The 17,402-nt window shown below is 72.2% G+C and carries 16 protein-coding genes; 12 read left to right on the top strand and 4 right to left on the bottom strand.

What is annotated here, in order from left to right:
- Positions 1-61 precede the first annotated feature (61 nt).
- The 3 genes from ACZ6SQ_RS19960 to ACZ6SQ_RS19950 are packed head-to-tail and all read right to left on the bottom strand — an operon-like array spanning position 62 to position 3,895.
- Complete coding sequence (locus tag ACZ6SQ_RS19960; protein ID WP_469563658.1) at positions 62-721, bottom strand: response regulator; 660 nt, start codon at positions 719-721, stop codon at positions 62-64.
- Positions 718-1,848: a sensor histidine kinase gene (locus tag ACZ6SQ_RS19955; RefSeq protein ID WP_469563655.1), complete on the bottom strand. Its 1,131-nt coding sequence runs from the start codon at positions 1,846-1,848 to the stop codon at positions 718-720. The genes ACZ6SQ_RS19960 and ACZ6SQ_RS19955 overlap by 4 nt, the downstream gene beginning before the upstream one ends.
- 58 nt (positions 1,849-1,906) lie before the next feature.
- Positions 1,907-3,895: an anthranilate synthase family protein gene (locus ACZ6SQ_RS19950; protein WP_469563652.1), complete on the bottom strand. Its 1,989-nt coding sequence runs from the start codon at positions 3,893-3,895 to the stop codon at positions 1,907-1,909.
- A gap of 207 nt (positions 3,896-4,102) precedes the next feature.
- Between ACZ6SQ_RS19950 and ACZ6SQ_RS19945 the strand changes: the two genes are divergently transcribed.
- The 9 genes from ACZ6SQ_RS19945 to ACZ6SQ_RS19905 all read left to right on the top strand — a co-directional run bounded on the left by ACZ6SQ_RS19945 (position 4,103) and on the right by ACZ6SQ_RS19905 (position 12,888).
- On the top strand, positions 4,103-5,380 hold the full coding sequence (locus tag ACZ6SQ_RS19945) for an aspartate kinase (protein WP_469563649.1): 1,278 nt from the start codon (positions 4,103-4,105) through the stop codon (positions 5,378-5,380).
- Between the two features lie 15 nt (positions 5,381-5,395).
- Positions 5,396-6,220, top strand: a complete 825-nt coding sequence (locus ACZ6SQ_RS19940; protein ID WP_469563646.1) for a 2-amino-3,7-dideoxy-D-threo-hept-6-ulosonate synthase — start codon at positions 5,396-5,398, stop codon at positions 6,218-6,220.
- Between the two features lie 53 nt (positions 6,221-6,273).
- Entirely contained in the window at positions 6,274-7,377 is a 1,104-nt protein-coding gene (locus ACZ6SQ_RS19935; RefSeq protein ID WP_469563643.1) for a 3-dehydroquinate synthase II family protein, read from the top strand.
- Positions 7,374-8,150 (top strand): amidohydrolase family protein, encoded by a 777-nt coding sequence (locus ACZ6SQ_RS19930; RefSeq protein WP_469563640.1) that lies wholly within the window; start codon positions 7,374-7,376, stop codon positions 8,148-8,150. Before ACZ6SQ_RS19935 ends, ACZ6SQ_RS19930 begins: the two co-directional genes overlap by 4 nt.
- The gene (locus ACZ6SQ_RS19925) at positions 8,147-9,463 is read left to right on the top strand and encodes a phenylacetate--CoA ligase family protein (RefSeq protein WP_469563636.1); all 1,317 of its coding nucleotides are present in this window, start codon (positions 8,147-8,149) and stop codon (positions 9,461-9,463) included. Before ACZ6SQ_RS19930 ends, ACZ6SQ_RS19925 begins: the two co-directional genes overlap by 4 nt.
- A 10-nt stretch (positions 9,464-9,473) precedes the next feature.
- Positions 9,474-10,673 (top strand): FAD-dependent monooxygenase, encoded by a 1,200-nt coding sequence (locus tag ACZ6SQ_RS19920; RefSeq protein WP_469563633.1) that lies wholly within the window; start codon positions 9,474-9,476, stop codon positions 10,671-10,673.
- Entirely contained in the window at positions 10,664-11,446 is a 783-nt protein-coding gene (locus ACZ6SQ_RS19915) for a 2,3-dihydro-2,3-dihydroxybenzoate dehydrogenase (protein WP_469563630.1), read from the top strand. Before ACZ6SQ_RS19920 ends, ACZ6SQ_RS19915 begins: the two co-directional genes overlap by 10 nt.
- A gap of 26 nt (positions 11,447-11,472) precedes the next feature.
- Complete coding sequence (locus tag ACZ6SQ_RS19910) at positions 11,473-12,111, top strand: isochorismatase family protein (protein ID WP_469563626.1); 639 nt, start codon at positions 11,473-11,475, stop codon at positions 12,109-12,111.
- 75 nt (positions 12,112-12,186) lie between these two features.
- The gene (locus ACZ6SQ_RS19905; RefSeq protein WP_386379325.1) at positions 12,187-12,888 is read left to right on the top strand and encodes an SDR family NAD(P)-dependent oxidoreductase; all 702 of its coding nucleotides are present in this window, start codon (positions 12,187-12,189) and stop codon (positions 12,886-12,888) included.
- Between the two features lie 21 nt (positions 12,889-12,909).
- Here ACZ6SQ_RS19905 and ACZ6SQ_RS19900 read toward each other — a convergent pair whose 3' ends face one another.
- Entirely contained in the window at positions 12,910-13,671 is a 762-nt protein-coding gene (locus ACZ6SQ_RS19900) for a DUF6081 family protein (protein WP_469563622.1), read from the bottom strand.
- 207 nt (positions 13,672-13,878) lie between these two features.
- Between ACZ6SQ_RS19900 and ACZ6SQ_RS19895 the strand changes: the two genes are divergently transcribed.
- The 3 genes from ACZ6SQ_RS19895 to ACZ6SQ_RS19885 form a co-directional block, all read left to right on the top strand.
- Positions 13,879-14,214 carry a DUF485 domain-containing protein gene (locus tag ACZ6SQ_RS19895; RefSeq protein ID WP_469563619.1) on the top strand — a complete coding sequence of 112 codons (336 nt, stop codon included), beginning with the start codon at positions 13,879-13,881 and terminating at the stop codon, positions 14,212-14,214.
- Positions 14,211-15,911 carry a sodium:solute symporter family transporter gene (locus ACZ6SQ_RS19890; RefSeq protein ID WP_469563616.1) on the top strand — a complete coding sequence of 567 codons (1,701 nt, stop codon included), beginning with the start codon at positions 14,211-14,213 and terminating at the stop codon, positions 15,909-15,911. The genes ACZ6SQ_RS19895 and ACZ6SQ_RS19890 overlap by 4 nt, the downstream gene beginning before the upstream one ends.
- Before the next feature lie 58 nt (positions 15,912-15,969).
- The coding region (locus ACZ6SQ_RS19885) for an FAD-dependent monooxygenase (RefSeq protein ID WP_469563613.1) at positions 15,970-17,402 on the top strand (1,433 nt) is incomplete at its 3' end.

Raw genomic sequence — 17,402 nt, 5'->3', positions numbered from 1 at the left:
GGTGGGGGCAAGTCGCCCCCACCCGGCTGATGTCGTGGTCCGACGAGGGCCCGCGCGGGGCTCATCGGCCCTGCGGGGTCACCAGGCCCGACTCGTACGCGAAGACGACCAGTTGGGCGCGGTCCCGGGCCTGGAGTTTCATCATCGCCCGGTTGATATGGGTCTTGGCGGTCAGCGGACTGATCACCATGCGGTCGGCGATCTCGTCGTTGGACAGCCCCTGCGCGGCCAGCGCCACCGCCTCGCGCTCGCGGTTGGTCAGCTCGTCCAGCCCCTGACCGTCCTGGTGCAGCGGCTGGGAGACGTACCGGCCGATCAGCATCTTGGTGATCGACGGCGCCAGCAGGGCGTCACCGCGCGCGGCGACCCGCACCGAGTGCAGCAGGTCGTCGGGCTGGATGTCCTTGACGAGGAACCCGGCGGCGCCGGCCCGCAGCGCGTTGAACACGTACTCGTCGATGCCGTAGTTGGTCAGGATGACCACGTGCACCCCGGCCAGGGCGGGGTCCGCGGCGATCTGCCGGGTCGTCTCGATGCCGTCCATCACGGGCATCTGGATGTCGACGAGCGCGATGTCGGGCAGGTGCTCCCGGGCGAGGGCGAGGCCCTCCTTGCCGTTGGCGCCCTCGGCCACCACCTCGATGTCGTCCTCGGCGTCGAGCAGCGCGCGGAAACCGCTGCGCAGAAGGGGCTGGTCGTCGAGCAGCATTACTCGGATCATGAGATACGGGCCACCGGGAGTTCGGCATGGACGGTGAATCCGCCCTCGCTGCGCGGTTCCGCCCTGAGGCGGCCGCCGAGGGCGGTGACGCGCTCCCGCATCCCGAGCAGCCCGACACCGGGTACCAGGGCGGAGTCCGCCGCGGCCGTGCCGTCGTCGTCGACCTGGATGGCGAGCGCGTCCGGAAGGTAGGCGATACGGATCGAGGCGGTCGCGGCCGCGGCATGGCGGGCGACGTTGGTCAGGGACTCCTGGACGATCCGGTAGGCGGTCCGGTCGACCGCGTCGGGCACGTCATGGCGTTCGCCCTCGATCGTCAGCGTCGTCCGCAGCCCGATCCCATGGGCGCGCTGCACCAGTTCGGGCACCCGGTCGAGGCCGTGCGAGGGCGACTTGGTGTCGTCGCGCAGGGTCTCCAGGGTCGCGCGCAGCTCCCGCGTCGCCTCGCGGCCCGCCTCCTGGATGGCCAGCAGCGTCTCCGGGACCTCCTCGCCCCGCTTGCGGGCCAGATGGACGGCGACCTCGGACTGCACCTTGACGATCGAGATCTGATGGGTGAGGGAGTCGTGCAACTCCCGTGCGATGTGCAGCCGTTCCTCGCTCGCGCGCAGCCGTGCCGTCTCCTCGCGGGTGCGCTCCGCCTCGTCCGCGCGCCGTTCGGCCTGGCGCAGGGCCTCGCCCGCCGCGCCCGCGGCGATCAGCCAGGCAAGTTCGAGCACACCGCGGGCCTGCGCGAAAGCGTCCGCGGAGGGGCCGTCCGTGGGAGCGGCCATCACCGCGTACGGGAGGACCACCAGCATCACCACGGAGGTCAGCACGGTGGCCAGGCCGTAGCCCGACCGTGCGGCGAAGTAGACCGCGAACAGGTAGGCCACCGCCGGGACTTCGAACCCGATCGCGTTGTAGCCGAGGACGCACAGCCCGGTGACGATCAGGACCGGCACGGGTGCGCGGCGGCCGGCGGCCAGGGCCAGACCGCTCGCCACCACGAGGGCGAGTCCGAGCGGTTCGAGGTCCATGGCGGGGTCGGTCTTGGAGAGTGCCGTCATCAGCAGGGCCGCCGCCAGACCGAGTGCCACCACCCAGTCCCTGACCTGGGCCCAGACACGGGTCAGTACTGTGGTCATGTCCGCACCTTAGCCGGATCTTGCCGGGGAGGAGTCCTCCCTGTGGAGGAAGGGTCCGCTACCGCCCGTGCAGTACTTCCCTACGCCCGCCGCGGGCGACGCTGTGACCCGCCTCCCGCAGCAGGGAGGTGAGCAGACCGCCCAGGATCTGCGGGCCGTGCTGGGTGAGGACGGACTCCAGATGGAACTGCACGGACCGGAAGCCCGCACCGCGCAGTGCGTGCACCTGGCCGGTGGCCGGGTCCCGGCTGACCTCGGCCGGCTTGCGCAGGCCGCTGCCGGGCACGTAGTCCTGCTCACAGTGCGCGGCGTAGGTGTTGTAGAAGCCGACGAGCTCGTGCCGACCGAACAGGTCGATCCGCCGCTGCACGCCCTGGTGGGGCACCGGGAGCCGGAGGATGTCCAGGCCCAGTTCGGCGGCGAGGACCTGGTGGCTCAGACAGATGGAAAGGAACGGGACGTGGCCGTCCAGCAGGCCACGGGTGAGGGCGCGCAGCGAGCCGATGCGCGGGTCGCCCGGGTCGCGGGGGTCGCCGGGACCGGGTCCGACGACGACGAGATCGAAGTCCTCGGGGGAGAGGGGACGGTCGAACCGTGTCAGCGTGGTCCGCAGCCCGAGGGCGCGCAGCTGATGGCCGAGCATCCCCGTGAAGGTGTCCTCGTGGTCGACGATCAGGGTGTGCCGGCCGGCCAGCAGCGGGTCGGGCGCGCCGGTCGGGCCCCCGTCCAGCCAGAACCGCGACAGCGTCGTGTTGCGGGACCGCAGGGCCCGGCGGACCCGGGGGTCGGCGGCAGGTGACGGCCGCCCGGCCGCCCCGGCGCCCGTGCGGGCGCCGTCGCCGTCGTCCCTCGGCAGGAGGCCGAGCGCGCTCAGCATGCCCGCGGCCTTGGCCCGGGTCTCGGCCACCTCGGAGGCCGGGTCGGAGTCCCGCACGAGAGTTGCGCCGACACCGAGGCGCAGCCCTCCCTCACGGTCGATCTCCGCGGTACGGATCATGATCGCCGAATCGAGGGTACGGCTGCCCTCCGCGTCCCGGCCGATCAGCGCGAGCACCCCGCCGTAGTAGCCCCGGCCGGTGCGCTCATGACGGGCGATGACCCGGAAGGCGTTCTCCAGTGGACTGCCCGTGACGGTGGGCGCGAGCAGTGTCTCGCGCAGCAGATCGCGCACATCGAGCTCGCTGCGCCCCGTCAGGATGTATTCGGAATGCGTCAGCCGGGCCATTTCCTTGAGAAAAGGACCGTGCACACGGCCGCCGGACACGCACATCCGCGCCATCATTTTCAGTTCCTCGTCGACGACCATATAGAGCTCGTTGGCCTCCTTTCGGTCGTTCAGGAACTCCAGGATCCCGGTTATGTCAGGACCCGACGCGGGGTGCCGGTACGTCCCGCTGATGGGGTTCATCGAGACCGTGCCGTCGTCCAGGGTCACGTGCCGCTCGGGCGAGGCGCCGACGAACGTGCCCTCGCCGGTGTGGAACACGAACGTCCAGTACGAGCCCGCCTCGCCGGCCAGCAGCCGGCGGAAGACGCCCAGCGCCGTGCCCGCCGAACCGTCCTCCAGCCGTGCGACGAAGGAGCGCCGGACGACGAAGTTGGAGCCGGCGCCCTGTCCGATCTCGTCCCGTACGACCCGCTCGACGATCGCCGCGTAGTCCTCGTCGCCGAGGTCGAACCCGGCGTCCGACACCCGCGTGTCCGGCTCGGGCAGCGCGGCCAGGGCCTGGTCGCGGCCGACCTCGCGCTGCTCCCGGACCCGCAGGGCGAGCAGCGGCGCGTGGTCGTCGAGGCAGGCGAAGCCGCGCTCGGTGATCTGCCGGTAGGGCACCGCCACGAGCAGGTCGTGCCGGGCGCGGCCCGGCGGCCCGTCGGGCAGGGGCAGTCCGGCGAGCGAGCCGACCTCGCACATCTCGCCGGTGAGGACCTCCACCTGGGCGTCCGGCACCGCGCCCGGCCGGTACAGCAGGGCGAAGGCACGCCCGTCCCGGCCCAGGCCGGCCAGCGCACCCGCGGGGCCCGCGGGGCCCGAATCCGTCCCGGACATATCGCTCCTTTTAGTGTTCGGAAGACGCCTCTCGATATTGCGGAGGAGAAAGGCGCCGCACAATGGCGTGCCGCGTCAATGGCGTGTTTCCGGTACGGGCGCGCCGGTATGGCGTGAACGGCTGAAGGGGTCGGCACTACTCGGGCGGGTAGTGGGCGGGCCGCCGTATCGCGATTACTGTCGTGGCATACCAGTTCGACGAAAGCGGTGAATTCCACTGTGGATGTGCTGGTTCAAAAATACGGCGGTACTTCTTTACAGACGCTCGATCTCGTCCGCCGTGCCGCCCTGCGTACGGCGGCGGCACGGCGCGGCGGACAGGCGGTGGCCGTGGTCGTCTCCGCACGGGGCGGCACGACCGACCAACTGCTCCGGCTGGCCGCCGACATCGGCGCCACCGGGCCGTCCAGGGAACTGGACCAGCTCCTCGCCACCGGCGAGCAGGAGTCGGCCGCGCTCATGGCCCTCACGCTCGACAGGCTGGGAGTGCCGGCGGTCTCGCTGACCGGCCGGCAGGCCGGGATCCGGACCACGGACCGGCACGGCGAGGCGCTCATCTCGCGGATCGGCGCGGGACGGGTGCACAGCGCCCTGGCGGCCGGCCGGGTGGCCGTCGTCACCGGCTTCCAGGGGGTGGGCCCCACCGGGGACGTCGTGACGCTCGGCCGGGGAGGCTCGGACACCACCGCGGTCGCGCTGGCGGCCCGGCTGAACGCCTCGGCGTGCGAGATCTACACCGACGTGGACGGCGTGTTCAGCGCCGACCCGCGCATCCTGCCCGCCGCCCGCTGCCTGCCCCGCGTCGACCCCGGCGTCATGGCGGAGATGGCGTTCGCGGGCGCCAGGGTCCTGCACACCCGGTGCATCGAACTGGCCGCAATGGAAGGAGTCGAGGTGCGAGTCCGCAACGCGTCGTCGCAGGCGCCCGGGACCGTGGTCGTGGAACGGCCGGACGACCGGCCGCTGGAGACGCGGCGGGCCGTCGTGGCGGTGACCCACGACACCGATGTGGCCCGTGTGCTCGTGCACTGCGGTGCCGGCCAACGGGACCTGGCCCCCGACGTGTTCCGGGTGCTGGCCGCCCAGGGCGCCGTGGTGGACCTGGTGGCCCGGTCCGGCGCCCACGAGAGCGAGTTCCGGATGGGGTTCACCGTCCGCCGCAGCCAGGCCGGCGCCGTACGGGACGACCTGCACGAACTGACGGCCGCGCACGGCGGCGGCGTGCACTTCGACGAGAACGTCGGCAAGGTCTCGGTCGTCGGGATGGGGCTGCTCAGCCGCCCCGAGTACACGGCCCGGTTCATGGCGGCGCTGGCCTCGGCCGGCATCCCCACGAGCTGGATCTCCACCTCCCAGTCGCGGCTGTCCGTGATCGTGCCGCGCGAGCGCACCGTGCACGCCGTCGAGACCCTGCACCGCGAGTTCCGGCTCGACGGACCCGTGCCGCAGGACGTCACCGATCCCGGCCGCCCCGCCACCGTTTGAGAGAGGCAGGACCTCATGCCAGTACAGAACGGCTCATTCGCTCGAAGCCTCCGCCTGCGGCGGCTGTTCCGGCACGACGACGGGCGGCTGCTCGTCGTGCCGATGGACCACTCGGTCACCGACGGCCCGCTGCGGCCCGGCGACCTGGACTCCCTGGTCGGCGAGCTGTCCGGGACCGGCGTCGACGCCGTCGTCCTGCACAAGGGCAGCCTCCGGCAGGTCGACCCCCGCCGGTTCGGCGACATGTCGCTGATCCTGCATCTGAACGCGAGCACCCGGCACGCCCCCGACCCGGACGCCAAGTACCTCGTCGCCCACGTCGAGGAGGCGCTGCGGATGGGCGCCGACGCGGTCAGCGTCCACGTCAACCTCGGCTCCCGGCAGGAGGCCCGGCAGGTCTCCGACCTCGCGGCCGTCGCCGAGGAGTGCGACCGCTGGAACGTACCGCTGCTGGCCATGGTGTACGCCCGCGGACCGCAGATCGTCGACGGCAGAACGCCCGAACTGGTCGCGCACGCCGCCACGTTGGCCGCCGATCTCGGCGCCGACATCGTCAAGACCGACTACGCGGGCACCCCGGAGCGCATGGCCCAGGTCGTACGGGCCTGTCCGATCCCGCTCATCGTGGCCGGCGGCCCCCGCGCGGCCGACACCGACACCGTCCTGTCCTATGTGTCCGACGCCCTGAGCGGCGGCGCCGCCGGAGTGGCCATGGGACGCAACGTCTTCCAGGCCGAGCGGCCCGGCCGGACGGCGGCCGCCGTCGCCCGGCTGGTGCACGGCCTCCCGCGCACCACGGACCGGGCGGTCGTCGACGACCGCCTCGCGGTCCTGTCCTGAAGACCCCCGCCGACCTCGACACGCATTCGAACCCAACGCCAAGGAGATACCCCGTGAAGCTGTGCTGGCTGGACATCCGCAAGGCCGACGGCGCCAAGGAGGCCATCGTCGAGGAAGCCGTCCACCAGAGGGTGGACGCCATCGTGGCGGCCGACCCGGCCGACCTGGAACTGCTGCCCCCGACCGTGAAGAAGGTGCTGTTCCCGACGGGCGGCGAGCTGCCGGAGAAGCTGGAGCTCGCCGACCTGGTCATCGTCGACCCGGCCCGCCACGGGGAGCCTGCCGAACTGGCGGGACGTCACCCCGGCGTGGAGTTCGGCCGCTACGTCGAGATCGTGGACGCCGACAGCCTGGAGGACGCCTGCCGGGCGGCCCGCCTGGACAAGTGGAGCCTGCTGTACTTCCGCGACCCCACCAAGATCCCCCTGGAGATCGTCCTGGCCGCGGCGGCCGGGGCGAGCGGCAGCATCATCACCCAGGTCGCCGACGTCGAGGAGGCCGAGATCGTCTTCGGCGTCCTGGAGCACGGCTCCGACGGCGTGATGCTCGCCCCCCGTGTCCCCGGCGACGCCACCGCGCTGAAGACCGCGGCGGTCAGCCGGGCGGCGGACGTGCCGCTGGTGGAACTGGAGATCACCGGCATCCGCCGGGTCGGCATGGGCGAGCGCGCCTGCGTCGACACCTGCACCAACTTCCGCCTCGACGAGGGCATCCTGGTCGGCTCGCACTCCACCGGCATGATCCTCAGCTGCAGCGAGACCCACCCCCTGCCCTACATGCCGACCCGGCCCTTCCGGGTCAACGCCGGCGCCCTGCACTCGTACACGCTGTCCGCCGAGGGACGCACCAACTACCTCAGCGAACTCGTCTCCGGCGGCCGCGTCCTCGCCGTCGACTCGCAGGGAAAGTCCCGGGTCGTCACGGTCGGCCGGGTCAAGATCGAGACGCGTCCGCTGCTCGCGATCGACGCGGTCTCGCCCTCGGGCGTCAAGGTCAACCTCATCGTCCAGGACGACTGGCACGTGCGGGTGCTCGGCCCCGGCGGTGTCGTCCTCAACGTCACCGAGCTGACGCCGGGGACGAAGGTCCTCGGGTGCCTGCCGGTCGAGAAGCGGCACGTCGGCTACCCGATCGACGAGTTCTGCATCGAGAAGTGAGCGCCGCCGCGACGACCGCGCGGCCCGTGCTGGACTTCCACGTCCGGCTCGCTCCCCGCCCGGGAGCGGCCGAGCGGCTCTTGGCGGCGATGGACGAGAACGGTCTGGCCAGGGCGGTGGTGTGCGCGGGCGGCACCATCGACCTGGACCGGCTCGCCCGCCAGCTGACCGAGGGCGGGCACGTCGAGACCGACGCCGACAACGACGCGGTGCTCCGGGCCTGCGCGGACACCGACGGGCGGCTGGTGCCGTTCTGGTTCGCCAACCCGCACCGCCCGCCCGAGGTCTACCGGGCCAGGGCGGCCGAGTTCCGCGGCCTGGAGATCTCGCCCGCGGTGCACGGCGTGGCCCTGACCGACCCCCGCACCGCGGCCCTCGTCGAGGTGGCCGCCGAGCACCGCCACCCGGTGTACGTGGTGTGCCTGGACCGCCCCGGCGCGGGCGTGGCCGACCTCGTCGGCCTCGCCCGCCGGTTCCCTGAGGTGGACTTCGTGCTCGGGCACAGCGGCATCGGCAACATCGACTTCCACGCCCTCAACCTCGTCCGGCACGAACCCACCGTCTCCCTGGAGACCTCCGGCGGCTACACCTGCGTGGCCCGGGCCGCCGTGGAACGCCTCGGCCCGCGACGGGTGGTGTTCGGCTCCGAGTACCCGTTGCAGCAACCGGCCGTGGAACTCGCCAAGTTCCATGCCCTGCGCCTGCCGCCCGAGCAGTGGCGGCAGATCGCCTGGGACAACGCCCACCGACTGTTAGGAGAGGAGAAACGGTGAACCAGCCGCCTTCCCGACTGCCGCGCATCGGCCAGTGGAACGGGCCGGAGGACCTGCGGACCCTTCAGGAGAAGCAGCTTCAGCAGACCGTCACCTGGGCCGCCCGCTCGCCGTTCTACCGGGGGCGGCTGGACGGGGCGCCGCTGCCCGCCACCGCCGCCGATCTCGCCGCGCTGCCGCTGACCACCAAACAGGACCTGCGCGACAACTATCCCTTCGGGATGCTCGCCGTCCCCAAGGGGCGCCTCGCCACCTACCACGAGTCCAGCGGCACCGCTGGACATCCCACCCCCTCCTACTACACGGCGGAGGACTGGGTCGACCTGGCGGAACGCTTCGCCCGCAAATGGATCGGCATCTCCGCCGAGGACGTCTTCCTCGTCCGCACCCCGTACGCGCTGCTGCTGACGGGCCATCTGGCCCACGCCGCCGGCCGGCTGCACGGCGCCACCGTGGTCCCCGGCGACAACCGCTCGCTGGCCATGCCGTACGCCCGTGTGGTCCGGGTCATGCACGACCTGGAGGTCAGCCTGACCTGGTCGGTGCCGACCGAGTGCCTCATCTGGGCGGCGGCCGCGAAGGCCGCCGGGCACCGGCCGGACAAGGACTTCCCCGGACTGCGCGCCCTGTTCGTCGGCGGCGAGCCGCTCACCGCCGCCCGCCGCCGCCGGATCAGCCGGCTGTGGGGCGTGCCGGTGATCGAGGAGTACGGCTCCACCGAGACCGGCAGCCTCGCCGGCGAATGCCCGCACGGCCGTATGCATCTGTGGGCCGACCGCGCCCTGTTCGAGGTGTACGACCCGCGCACCGGTGACGTCCGCGCGGACGGCGAGGGCCAGCTGGTGGTGACGCCGCTCTACCGCGAGGCGATGCCGCTGCTGCGCTACAACCTCGAGGACAACGTCTCGGTGTCCTACGACGACTGCGACTGCGGCTGGAACCTGCCGACGGTCCAGGTGCTCGGCCGGGCCGCGTTCGGCCACCGCGTCGGCGCCGCGACCGTCACCCAGCACCGGCTGGAGGAGCTGGTCTTCTCCCTCCCGGACGCCTACGACGTGATGTTCTGGCGGGCCCGCGCCGAACCCGAGCTACTGCGCCTCGAGTTCGAGGTGGAAGGGCAGCACCGGGCTGCCGCCGAGGCGGAGTTGGCGGCCTCCGTGCGCGCCGCGCTCGGCGTCGACTGCGAGGTGACCGGGCTGGCCCCGGGGACCCTGATCCCGCACAGGGCGCTGACGGCCATGCCCGACGTGGTCAAGCCGCGCAGCCTGTTCGGACCCGACGAGGACTGGGGCAAAGCGCTCCTCTACTACTGAGAGGCACGACATGCCGCAGCTGACAGTGGCCGTCGTCGGCGCCGGAATCGCCGGACTCGCCTTCGCGGCCGCCCTGCGCCGCGCGGGCGTCGCCTGCGACCTCTACGAGCGGACGGGCCGGCTGGCCGAAGTCGGGGCGGGAGTCCAACTCGCCCCCAACGCAACCCGCTTGCTGCGCAGGCTGGGACTTCGGGACAGCCTGCGCGACTTCGCCGTCACCCCCCGGGCCATCGAGATGCGCCGCTGGGACGACGGCACCCTGCTGCACCGCACTCCGCTCGGCGACGACTGCGACCGCCGCTTCGGGGCGCCGTACTACACCGTGCACCGCGCGGACCTGCACAGCGCACTGCTCTCCCTCGTCCCGCCCGGACAGGTGCACCTCGGCGCACGCTGTGTCTCCGTCACCCAGGACGCCGACCGGGCACGACTGCACCTGTCCGACGGTACGACGGTGACGGCGGACCTGGTCGTCGGGGCCGACGGCATACGCTCCGTCGTCCGCGAGGAGATCGCGGCCGACGAGCCGCGCCACTCCGGGCAGACGATCTACCGGGGCCTGGTCCCCGCCGACCGGGTGCCCCGGGCGCTCGCCGAGCCGGGCGTGCGGCTGTGGTTCGGACCGGATCAGCACTGTGTGTGCTACCCGGTGTCGGCCGGCCGGCAGGTGAGCTTCGGCGCCACCGTCACCGCCGCCGACCGGGGGGAGGAGTCCTGGTCGGCGCGCGGCGACACCGCGGAACTCGCGGCCGCGTACAAGGGCTGGCACGAGGACGTCGTGGCCCTGATCGACGCGGCGGACACCGTCGGCCGCTGGGCCCTGTACGACCGTGACCCCGTCGCCCGGCTGAGCGCCGGGCGGGTGGCCGTCATCGGTGACGCGGCGCATCCGATGCTGCCCTTCCAGGCGCAGGGCGCGAACCAGGCGATCGAGGACGCCGTCGTCCTCGCGGCATGTCTGGCCCGCGCCCGCCCGGACCGGCCCGGCGCGGCCCTGCGCCGCTACGAGCAGGCCCGGCTGCCCCGTACCGCGCGGATCCAGCAGCAGTCCCGCGCCAACGCCAGGACCTTCCATCTGGCCGACGGCGACGCCCAGCGCGAGCGCGACGCCACCGACCGGACCGCCCCGGGCCTGGACCGGCACGCCTGGCTGTTCGGCTACGACGCCGAGCAGGCCGTCACGACCTCCTGGAGTCCCTCATGGAACTGACCGGCATCGAGTCGACGGTCGCCCTGGTCACCGGAGCGGCCCAGGGCATCGGCGCCGCCGTCGCGGCCACCCTGGCCGGGGCGGGAGCCCATGTCGCCGTCATGGACCGCAACGCCGAGGCGCTCGCCACGGTCGCGGAGAAGCTCCGCGCCGAGGGCCGCTCGGCCCGCGCCTACCCCGCCGACGTGTGCGACAGCGTGGCCGTCGGGGAACAAGTACACCGCGTCGAGAAGGAGTTGGGGCCGATCGGCATCCTCGTCAACGCGGCGGGCGTGCTGCATCTGGGCAGGGCGCTGGAGCTGTCGGAACGGCAGTGGCACGAGACGTTCTCGGTCAACGCGGACGGCGTGTTCCATGTGTCCCGTGCGGTGGCCCGGCTGATGGCGCGCCGCCGCCGCGGGGCGATCGTGACGGTGGCGTCCAACGCCGCCGGCACACCCCGCACGGAGATGGCCGCCTACGCCGCGTCGAAAGCCGCCTCCGCCCAGTTCACCCGGTGTCTGGGCCTGGAGCTCGCCGAGCACGGCATCCGCTGCAACATCGTCTCGCCCGGCTCGACCGACACCCCCATGCTGCACGCGATGCTCGGCGACGCCGGCCCGGGCCGGGTGATCGAGGGAACGCCGTCCGAGTACCGCGTCGGCATTCCGCTGCGCAAGCTGGCCCAGCCCGGCGACGTGGCCGAGGCGGTCGCCTACCTCGTGTCCGACCAGGCGGGACACGTGACCATGCACGACCTCTACGTGGACGGCGGCGCCGCCCTGCACGTATGACGCCGTCGGACAACAGGAGACCCATCATGGCCATGTCCCCGATCGAGCCGTACCGCATGCCCGGCCCGGACGATCTGCCCGCCGCGGCGGTGCCCTGGCGCCCGCACCCGGACCGGGCGGTCGTGCTGGTGCACGACATGCAGCGCTACTTCCTGCGGCCGTTCCCGGCGGGGGACTCTCCGCGCATCGAACTGCTCGCCAACGTCGCGAAGCTGCTCTCCGCGGCGCGTACCGCCGGGGTACCGGTGATGTACACGGCCCAGCCCGGCGGGATGACCCCGCGGGACCGCGGGCTGCTGCACGACTTCTGGGGCCCCGGCATGAGCGCCGGCGAGACCGACCGGGCCGTCGCCGACGACGTGGCCCCCGAACCCGGCGACACGGTGCTGACCAAGTGGCGCTACAGCGCCTTCCACCGCAGCGACCTGGAGGAACGGCTCCGCCGGTCCGGCCGCGACCAGCTCCTCGTCTGCGGTGTCTACGCCCACATGGGCTGTCTGATCACCGCCTGCGACGCGTTCAGCCGCGACATCCAGCCGTTCCTGGTGGCGGACGCGCTGGCCGACCTCACGCTCGACGACCACCTCATGGCCCTGCGCTACGCGGCCGACCGCTGCGCGGTGCCGCTGACCACGGCCGACGTCCTGGCCGAGCTGGACGGATGAACGGCCGGCGACCGCCGGCCCTCCGCCCCGTCCCGAGCACCACCACGAGCACAGACAGAGGAAAGGAACCTCCCCATGTCCGATCGGACCCAGGTCGTCGTCATCGGCGGAACATCGGGAATCGGGCTGCACTTCGCCCGTACCTGCGCCGAGCGGGGACACGATGTGGTCGTCACCGGCCGCTCCGAGGACCGCACCAAGGCCGTGGCACACGACCTGGGCGGGCGCACGCGAGGTCTCGCGCTGGACCTCGCCGAGACCGAGCGCATCGGGGACGCGCTGGCCGACGTGGAGCGCGTCGACTGGCTGGTGCTCTCCGCGCTGGACCGGGACTTCAACACCGTACGGGAGTACCGTCCGGCGGACGCCGCGCGGCTGCTCACCGTGAAGCTCATCGGCTACACGGCCGTGCTGCACGCCCTCGCCCCGCGGATGACCGACGACAGCGCGGCCGTGCTGCTCGGCGGCCTGGCCAGCCACCGCCCCTACCCCGGCTCCACCACCGTGACGACCGCCAACGGCGGTGTCGGCGCCCTGGTCAGAACGCTGGCGGTGGAGCTCTCGCCGGTCCGGGTCAACGCCCTGCACCCGAGCATCGTCGCGGACACGCCGTTCTGGAGCGACAAGCCCGGGGCCAGGGAGGCCGCCGTCGGCCGGGCGCTCACCAAGCGCCCGGTGACGAGCGAGGACTGCACGGACGCGCTGCTGTTCCTGCTGCGCAACCGCTCGGTCAACGGAGTCAACCTCAGCATCGACGGCGGCGACGTGCTCCTCTAGACGTGCTCCTCCGGACGTCGCTCAGCCGCTCAGTCGCTCGTGGGGCCCGCCCGCCCGGTCGTCCGCCGTGACCCGCCAGGGCCCCCACGAGCCGGTCGCGCCCTGCCCGTGCTCCCGCTCCGCGCGGGAGTAGCGGGTGAGGTCGCGGGCGGAGAACAGGGCCATGCCCGCCGTGAAGGCGGTCACCGGCACCGGCAGCCGGGCCCAGTAGACGAGCAGTCCGTCCACGTACCAGCGCGCCTCGCGGGTCCCGGCCCGGTAGGTGAGCGTGTACCGGTGCGGCTGCCCCGGCTCCGTCGGCACCTGGGTGAGGACCCGGTGGGTGTAGTGCCCGCCCGGCCCGCTCACCCCCGGCAGCGGCAGCCGCTCCACCAGCGCGTACACGCTGTCGTTGGTCGCCGAGGCGTTGAGCACGACGCCGCTGTCCAGGTCGAACAGGGCCACGGTGCCGAAGGCGTCGAGCAGGTCGTGCGGGATCTGGCCGTAGGTCCGCACCGCCATCTCGACCTCGAACGTCAGCAGTCCCGACTCCGGAACGGCAAAGCTCCGTACGGACCGGTACATCTGCTTGGCGTTGTTGCGCCGCGGGTCACTGTCGTGGAAGCGGCTGAACGGGTCGACGGTCAGCTCGAAGCGTCCGTCGCCGGTACGCGTCCGGGCGTTGCGGTCCTCGTACCGCACCGGCCGGCCGTCGGCGCCGGGCACCTCCAGAACACTCCAGCGCGCGGGATCGAGCCCGCCGCCGGTGAAGTCGTCGTACGTCCGTGTGGCCGATCTCGTCATCGGGGTCATCCACCCACCATCGGCCGGGCCTCGCGTGGCGGGATATCACCTGTTCACGCGGTTCCGCCGGGGGCACGCCAATGCGGCACGGTACGCCGCGGTTCCCGTGAATGAGCCATGACCGCACAGGAGCCGGCGGCCGAGACTGCCGTACAGACCACCACGCCACGCCGTCGTCCACACGGCGTCATCACACGAGGAGGTGTCATGGCCACGGCGAACGCACCCGCGGGTGACAACCGCTATGTCGCCATGCACGAGAGCGCCCCGTTCAGGGCGCTGCGACGCCGATCCAACGCCTTCACCCTGTGGGCGATCGTCGCGTACATGGGGTGGTGGATGCTCACCACCCTGCTCGCCGCCTTCGCTCCGGGCTTCTTCCGGCAGCACATCGGCGGCCCGGTGAACGTGGGCCTGCTGTTCGTGATGCTCACGTTCGTCCTGATGGGGGCGACCGCCGCACTGTATCTGCGTTTCGCCCGTACCCGGCTGGATCCCCTGAGCGAGCGGCTCCGGGCGGACCTGGAAGGAGAAGTCCGATGACCGGCGTTCTCGCGGTGGCTCCACCGCCCCCGGTGAACAACACATGGGCCGCCCCCGCGACGGCCACCCTCTTCGCCCTCGTCCTCGCGGCGGTGGCGGTCGCCTTCGTCAGATCCGCGCGCGGCGACGTGCGCGACACCGACGGCTTCCTGCTGGCCGGCCGCAAGGTCGGCGTCGGGGTGAACGCCCTCGCGATGGTCGGCGGCGCCATCATGTACTCGACCGTCATCATCATCACCGGGCATGTCGCCCTGAACGGCTTCGACGCCATCCTGCTGCTGACCGCCTTCACGGTCTCCACGCTGCTGGCGGTGCTGCTCTACGCCTCACCGGCCCGCAACATCGGCGGCCACACCCTGGGCGACCTGTTCGCGCTCCGCGCCGCCGAACGGCCCGCGCGCATCGCTTCGGCGGTCGTCACGCTGCTCATCTACGGCATGTTCATGGTCGTCACGCTGACCGCGATCGGGTTCGTCGCCAGCCGGATGTTCGACACCAGCTCCACGATCAACAAGCCGCTCGTGGCCGGCGTGGTCGCCGTCGTCAGCGTGCTCGCCGTGGTGTTCGTGTACCTGGGCGGCATGCCGGCCGTCACCCGTGTGCTGGCGTTCAAGGTCGTGCTGATGGCCGGCCTGGTCCTGCTGCTGACCCTGCTCGTGCTCGTCGAGTACAAGCTGAACCTCTTCAACCTGCTCGAGGACGCCGAGGCCAAGGCGGCACCGAACAAGAACGGTCACGCCCTGCTCGACCCGGGCCGCCTGTTCGACAAGAACTCCACCCCCAACTCCGGCCAGGACCCCTGGGTCCATCTGTCGAAGACCTTCTCCATCGCCGTCGGCGTGATGGGGATGCCCTTCCTCTTCATGCGCAACTTCGTGGCGGCCAGCGGCCGGGACGCGCGACGGTCGGCCGGCTGGGCCTCGATGATCATCGTCGTCTTCTACTCCTGCATGGTCCTCCTCGGCATCGGCGCCGTCGCGATCCTCGGCAAGGACGGCATCGGCGTCATCTCCGCCCACCGGGACATCTCCCTGCCCAAGCTCGCCGACGAACTCGGCGGCCCCTGGATGTCCGGCGCGCTGGGCGCCGTCGCCCTGCTGTCGGTGGCCGCGATCTTCGCCTCGCTGCTGATCAACGCGGTGACGGCCGTCACCAAGGACCTCAACGCCGGACGCCGGCTGACCCCGGAGGCCGAACTGAAGCAGGTACGGCGCACCGTGCTCGTCGTCGGCGCCGTGTCCCTGGTCGTCGGGTTCGCGATGCTGGGCCAGCGCACCCACATCTTCATCCCCACCTCCATCGACCTCGGCGCGGCCACCGTCCTGCCGGCCGTCGTCTACTCACTGTTCTGGCGGCGCTTCAACACCCGGGGCCTGCTGTGGACGGTCTACGGAGGCCTGGCCGCGACCATGTTCATGGTCGTGTTCTCCAACGGCATCTCGGGTGACGAGTTCGCCCTGTTCCCCGACTCCGATTTCAAGTTCGTCGACTTCGAACCGGCCCTGCTCGGCACGCCGATCGGCTTCCTGCTCGGCTTCCTCGGCACCCTGACCAGCGGCGAGCGCGACGACGCCGCCTTCGCCGAGACGCAGGTGAGGGCCCTGACCGGGGCGGTCGTCCCGGCCCCGAAGCCGGCGCCCGGGCCCGTCGCGGTCCGCGTCGGCGCGGACACCCAGGCCCACAGCGAAGCGCACTGACATCTCGTGAACGGTGTGGGGCGGGCCGACCGCCCCACACCCCTGTGAAGGGGCAATCGTGGATCCGGTACCGGTTCTGGTCGTGGGCGCGGGCCCAGTCGGCATGGTCGCCGCGCTGGAACTCGCCCGCCAGGGCGTCCCCTGCGTTCTCGCGGACCAGGCGTTCGAGACTTCCGTTCATCCCAAGCTGGACTACGTCAACGGCCGCAGCATGGAGTTCCTGCGGCGGCTCGGCATCGCCGAAGACGTCCGGGCCGCAGGGGTCGCGCCCGAGCACCGGGCCGACGTGATCTGGTCCACCGGCCTGGCCGGCGAACCGATCACCACCTGGGAACTCCCCTCCGTCGACGAGGAGTTCCGGCGCATCGCCGAGTCGGACGACGGCACCCGGCCCACCGAGCCAGGCCGGCGCATCTCCCAGATCGACCTGGAGCCGGTGCTGCTGGCCCACTGTCTGCGCAGCCCGCTGATCGAGCTGCGCCGCGGTCTGCGCCTCGACTCCCTCGTCCAGGACGACGACGGCGTGACCAGCCACCTCGCCGACGTGCTCACCGGCGAGGAGGTCCGCCTGCGCTCCCGGTACATGATCGGCTGCGACGGCGCCTCGAGCCGGGTCCGCGAGGTCCTCGGCATCGGCGAGGAGGGCTTCGGCGTCCCCGGTCTGCCCGGCGCGTTCATGGTGCACTTCAAGAGCCGTGACCTCGCCACCCTGCACCGGCACGGGCGCTTCTGGCACTACTTCGCCTTCCGCTACGTGATCATCGCGCAGGACGAGGAGGACACCTGGACCGCGCACGTCAACGGCATCGACCCGGCGGAGTTCGACACCCCGCCGGCCGATCCCGCGGCGTTCCTGCGCGAGATCACGGGGACCGGTCTGACGATCGACAAGGTGCTGCTGACCTCGCGCTGGCGGCCCGGCTTCATGCTCGCCGACCGCTTCCGCGACGGCCGGGTCCTGCTCGCCGGTGACTCGGCGCACCGCATGTTCCCCACCGGCGCCTACGGCATGAACACCGGCCTCGGCGACGCTGTCGACGCGGCCTGGAAGATCGCCGCCCTGATCCGCGGCTTCGGCGGCCCCGCCCTGCTCGACAGCTACGAGGCCGAACGCCGCCCGGTGGGCCTGCGCAACCTGCACACCTCCCACCGGCATCTGCGCGTCCACCTCGAAGCCGGCGAACTCCTGCGCGGCGGAGCCCCCCGTGAGACCGTCGCCGCCTTCCTGCGGGCCGAGCGGGGCGAGAACGAGTACCGGGGCGTCGAACTGGGCTACCGCTACACCGGCTCACCCGTCGTCTGCGAGGAGGACGGACCGGAACCGCCGTACAGCCCGCACGTCTACACCCCGACCACCTGGCCCGGGGGGGGGGGGGGGGGGGGGGGGCGGGGGGGGGGGGGGGGTGTGCGGGGGGGGGTCGGCCCGAACCCCACCCTCATCCCCCTCCTTGGCTGCGGCAGGAAAGACGAGCTGCTCGCGCCAACCGCCTC

The organism is Streptomyces sp. NPDC048600, from assembly GCF_055587025.1.
Note: the sequence above shows the minus strand (reverse complement) of the source record. Positions and strands in the feature narration are given on the sequence as shown.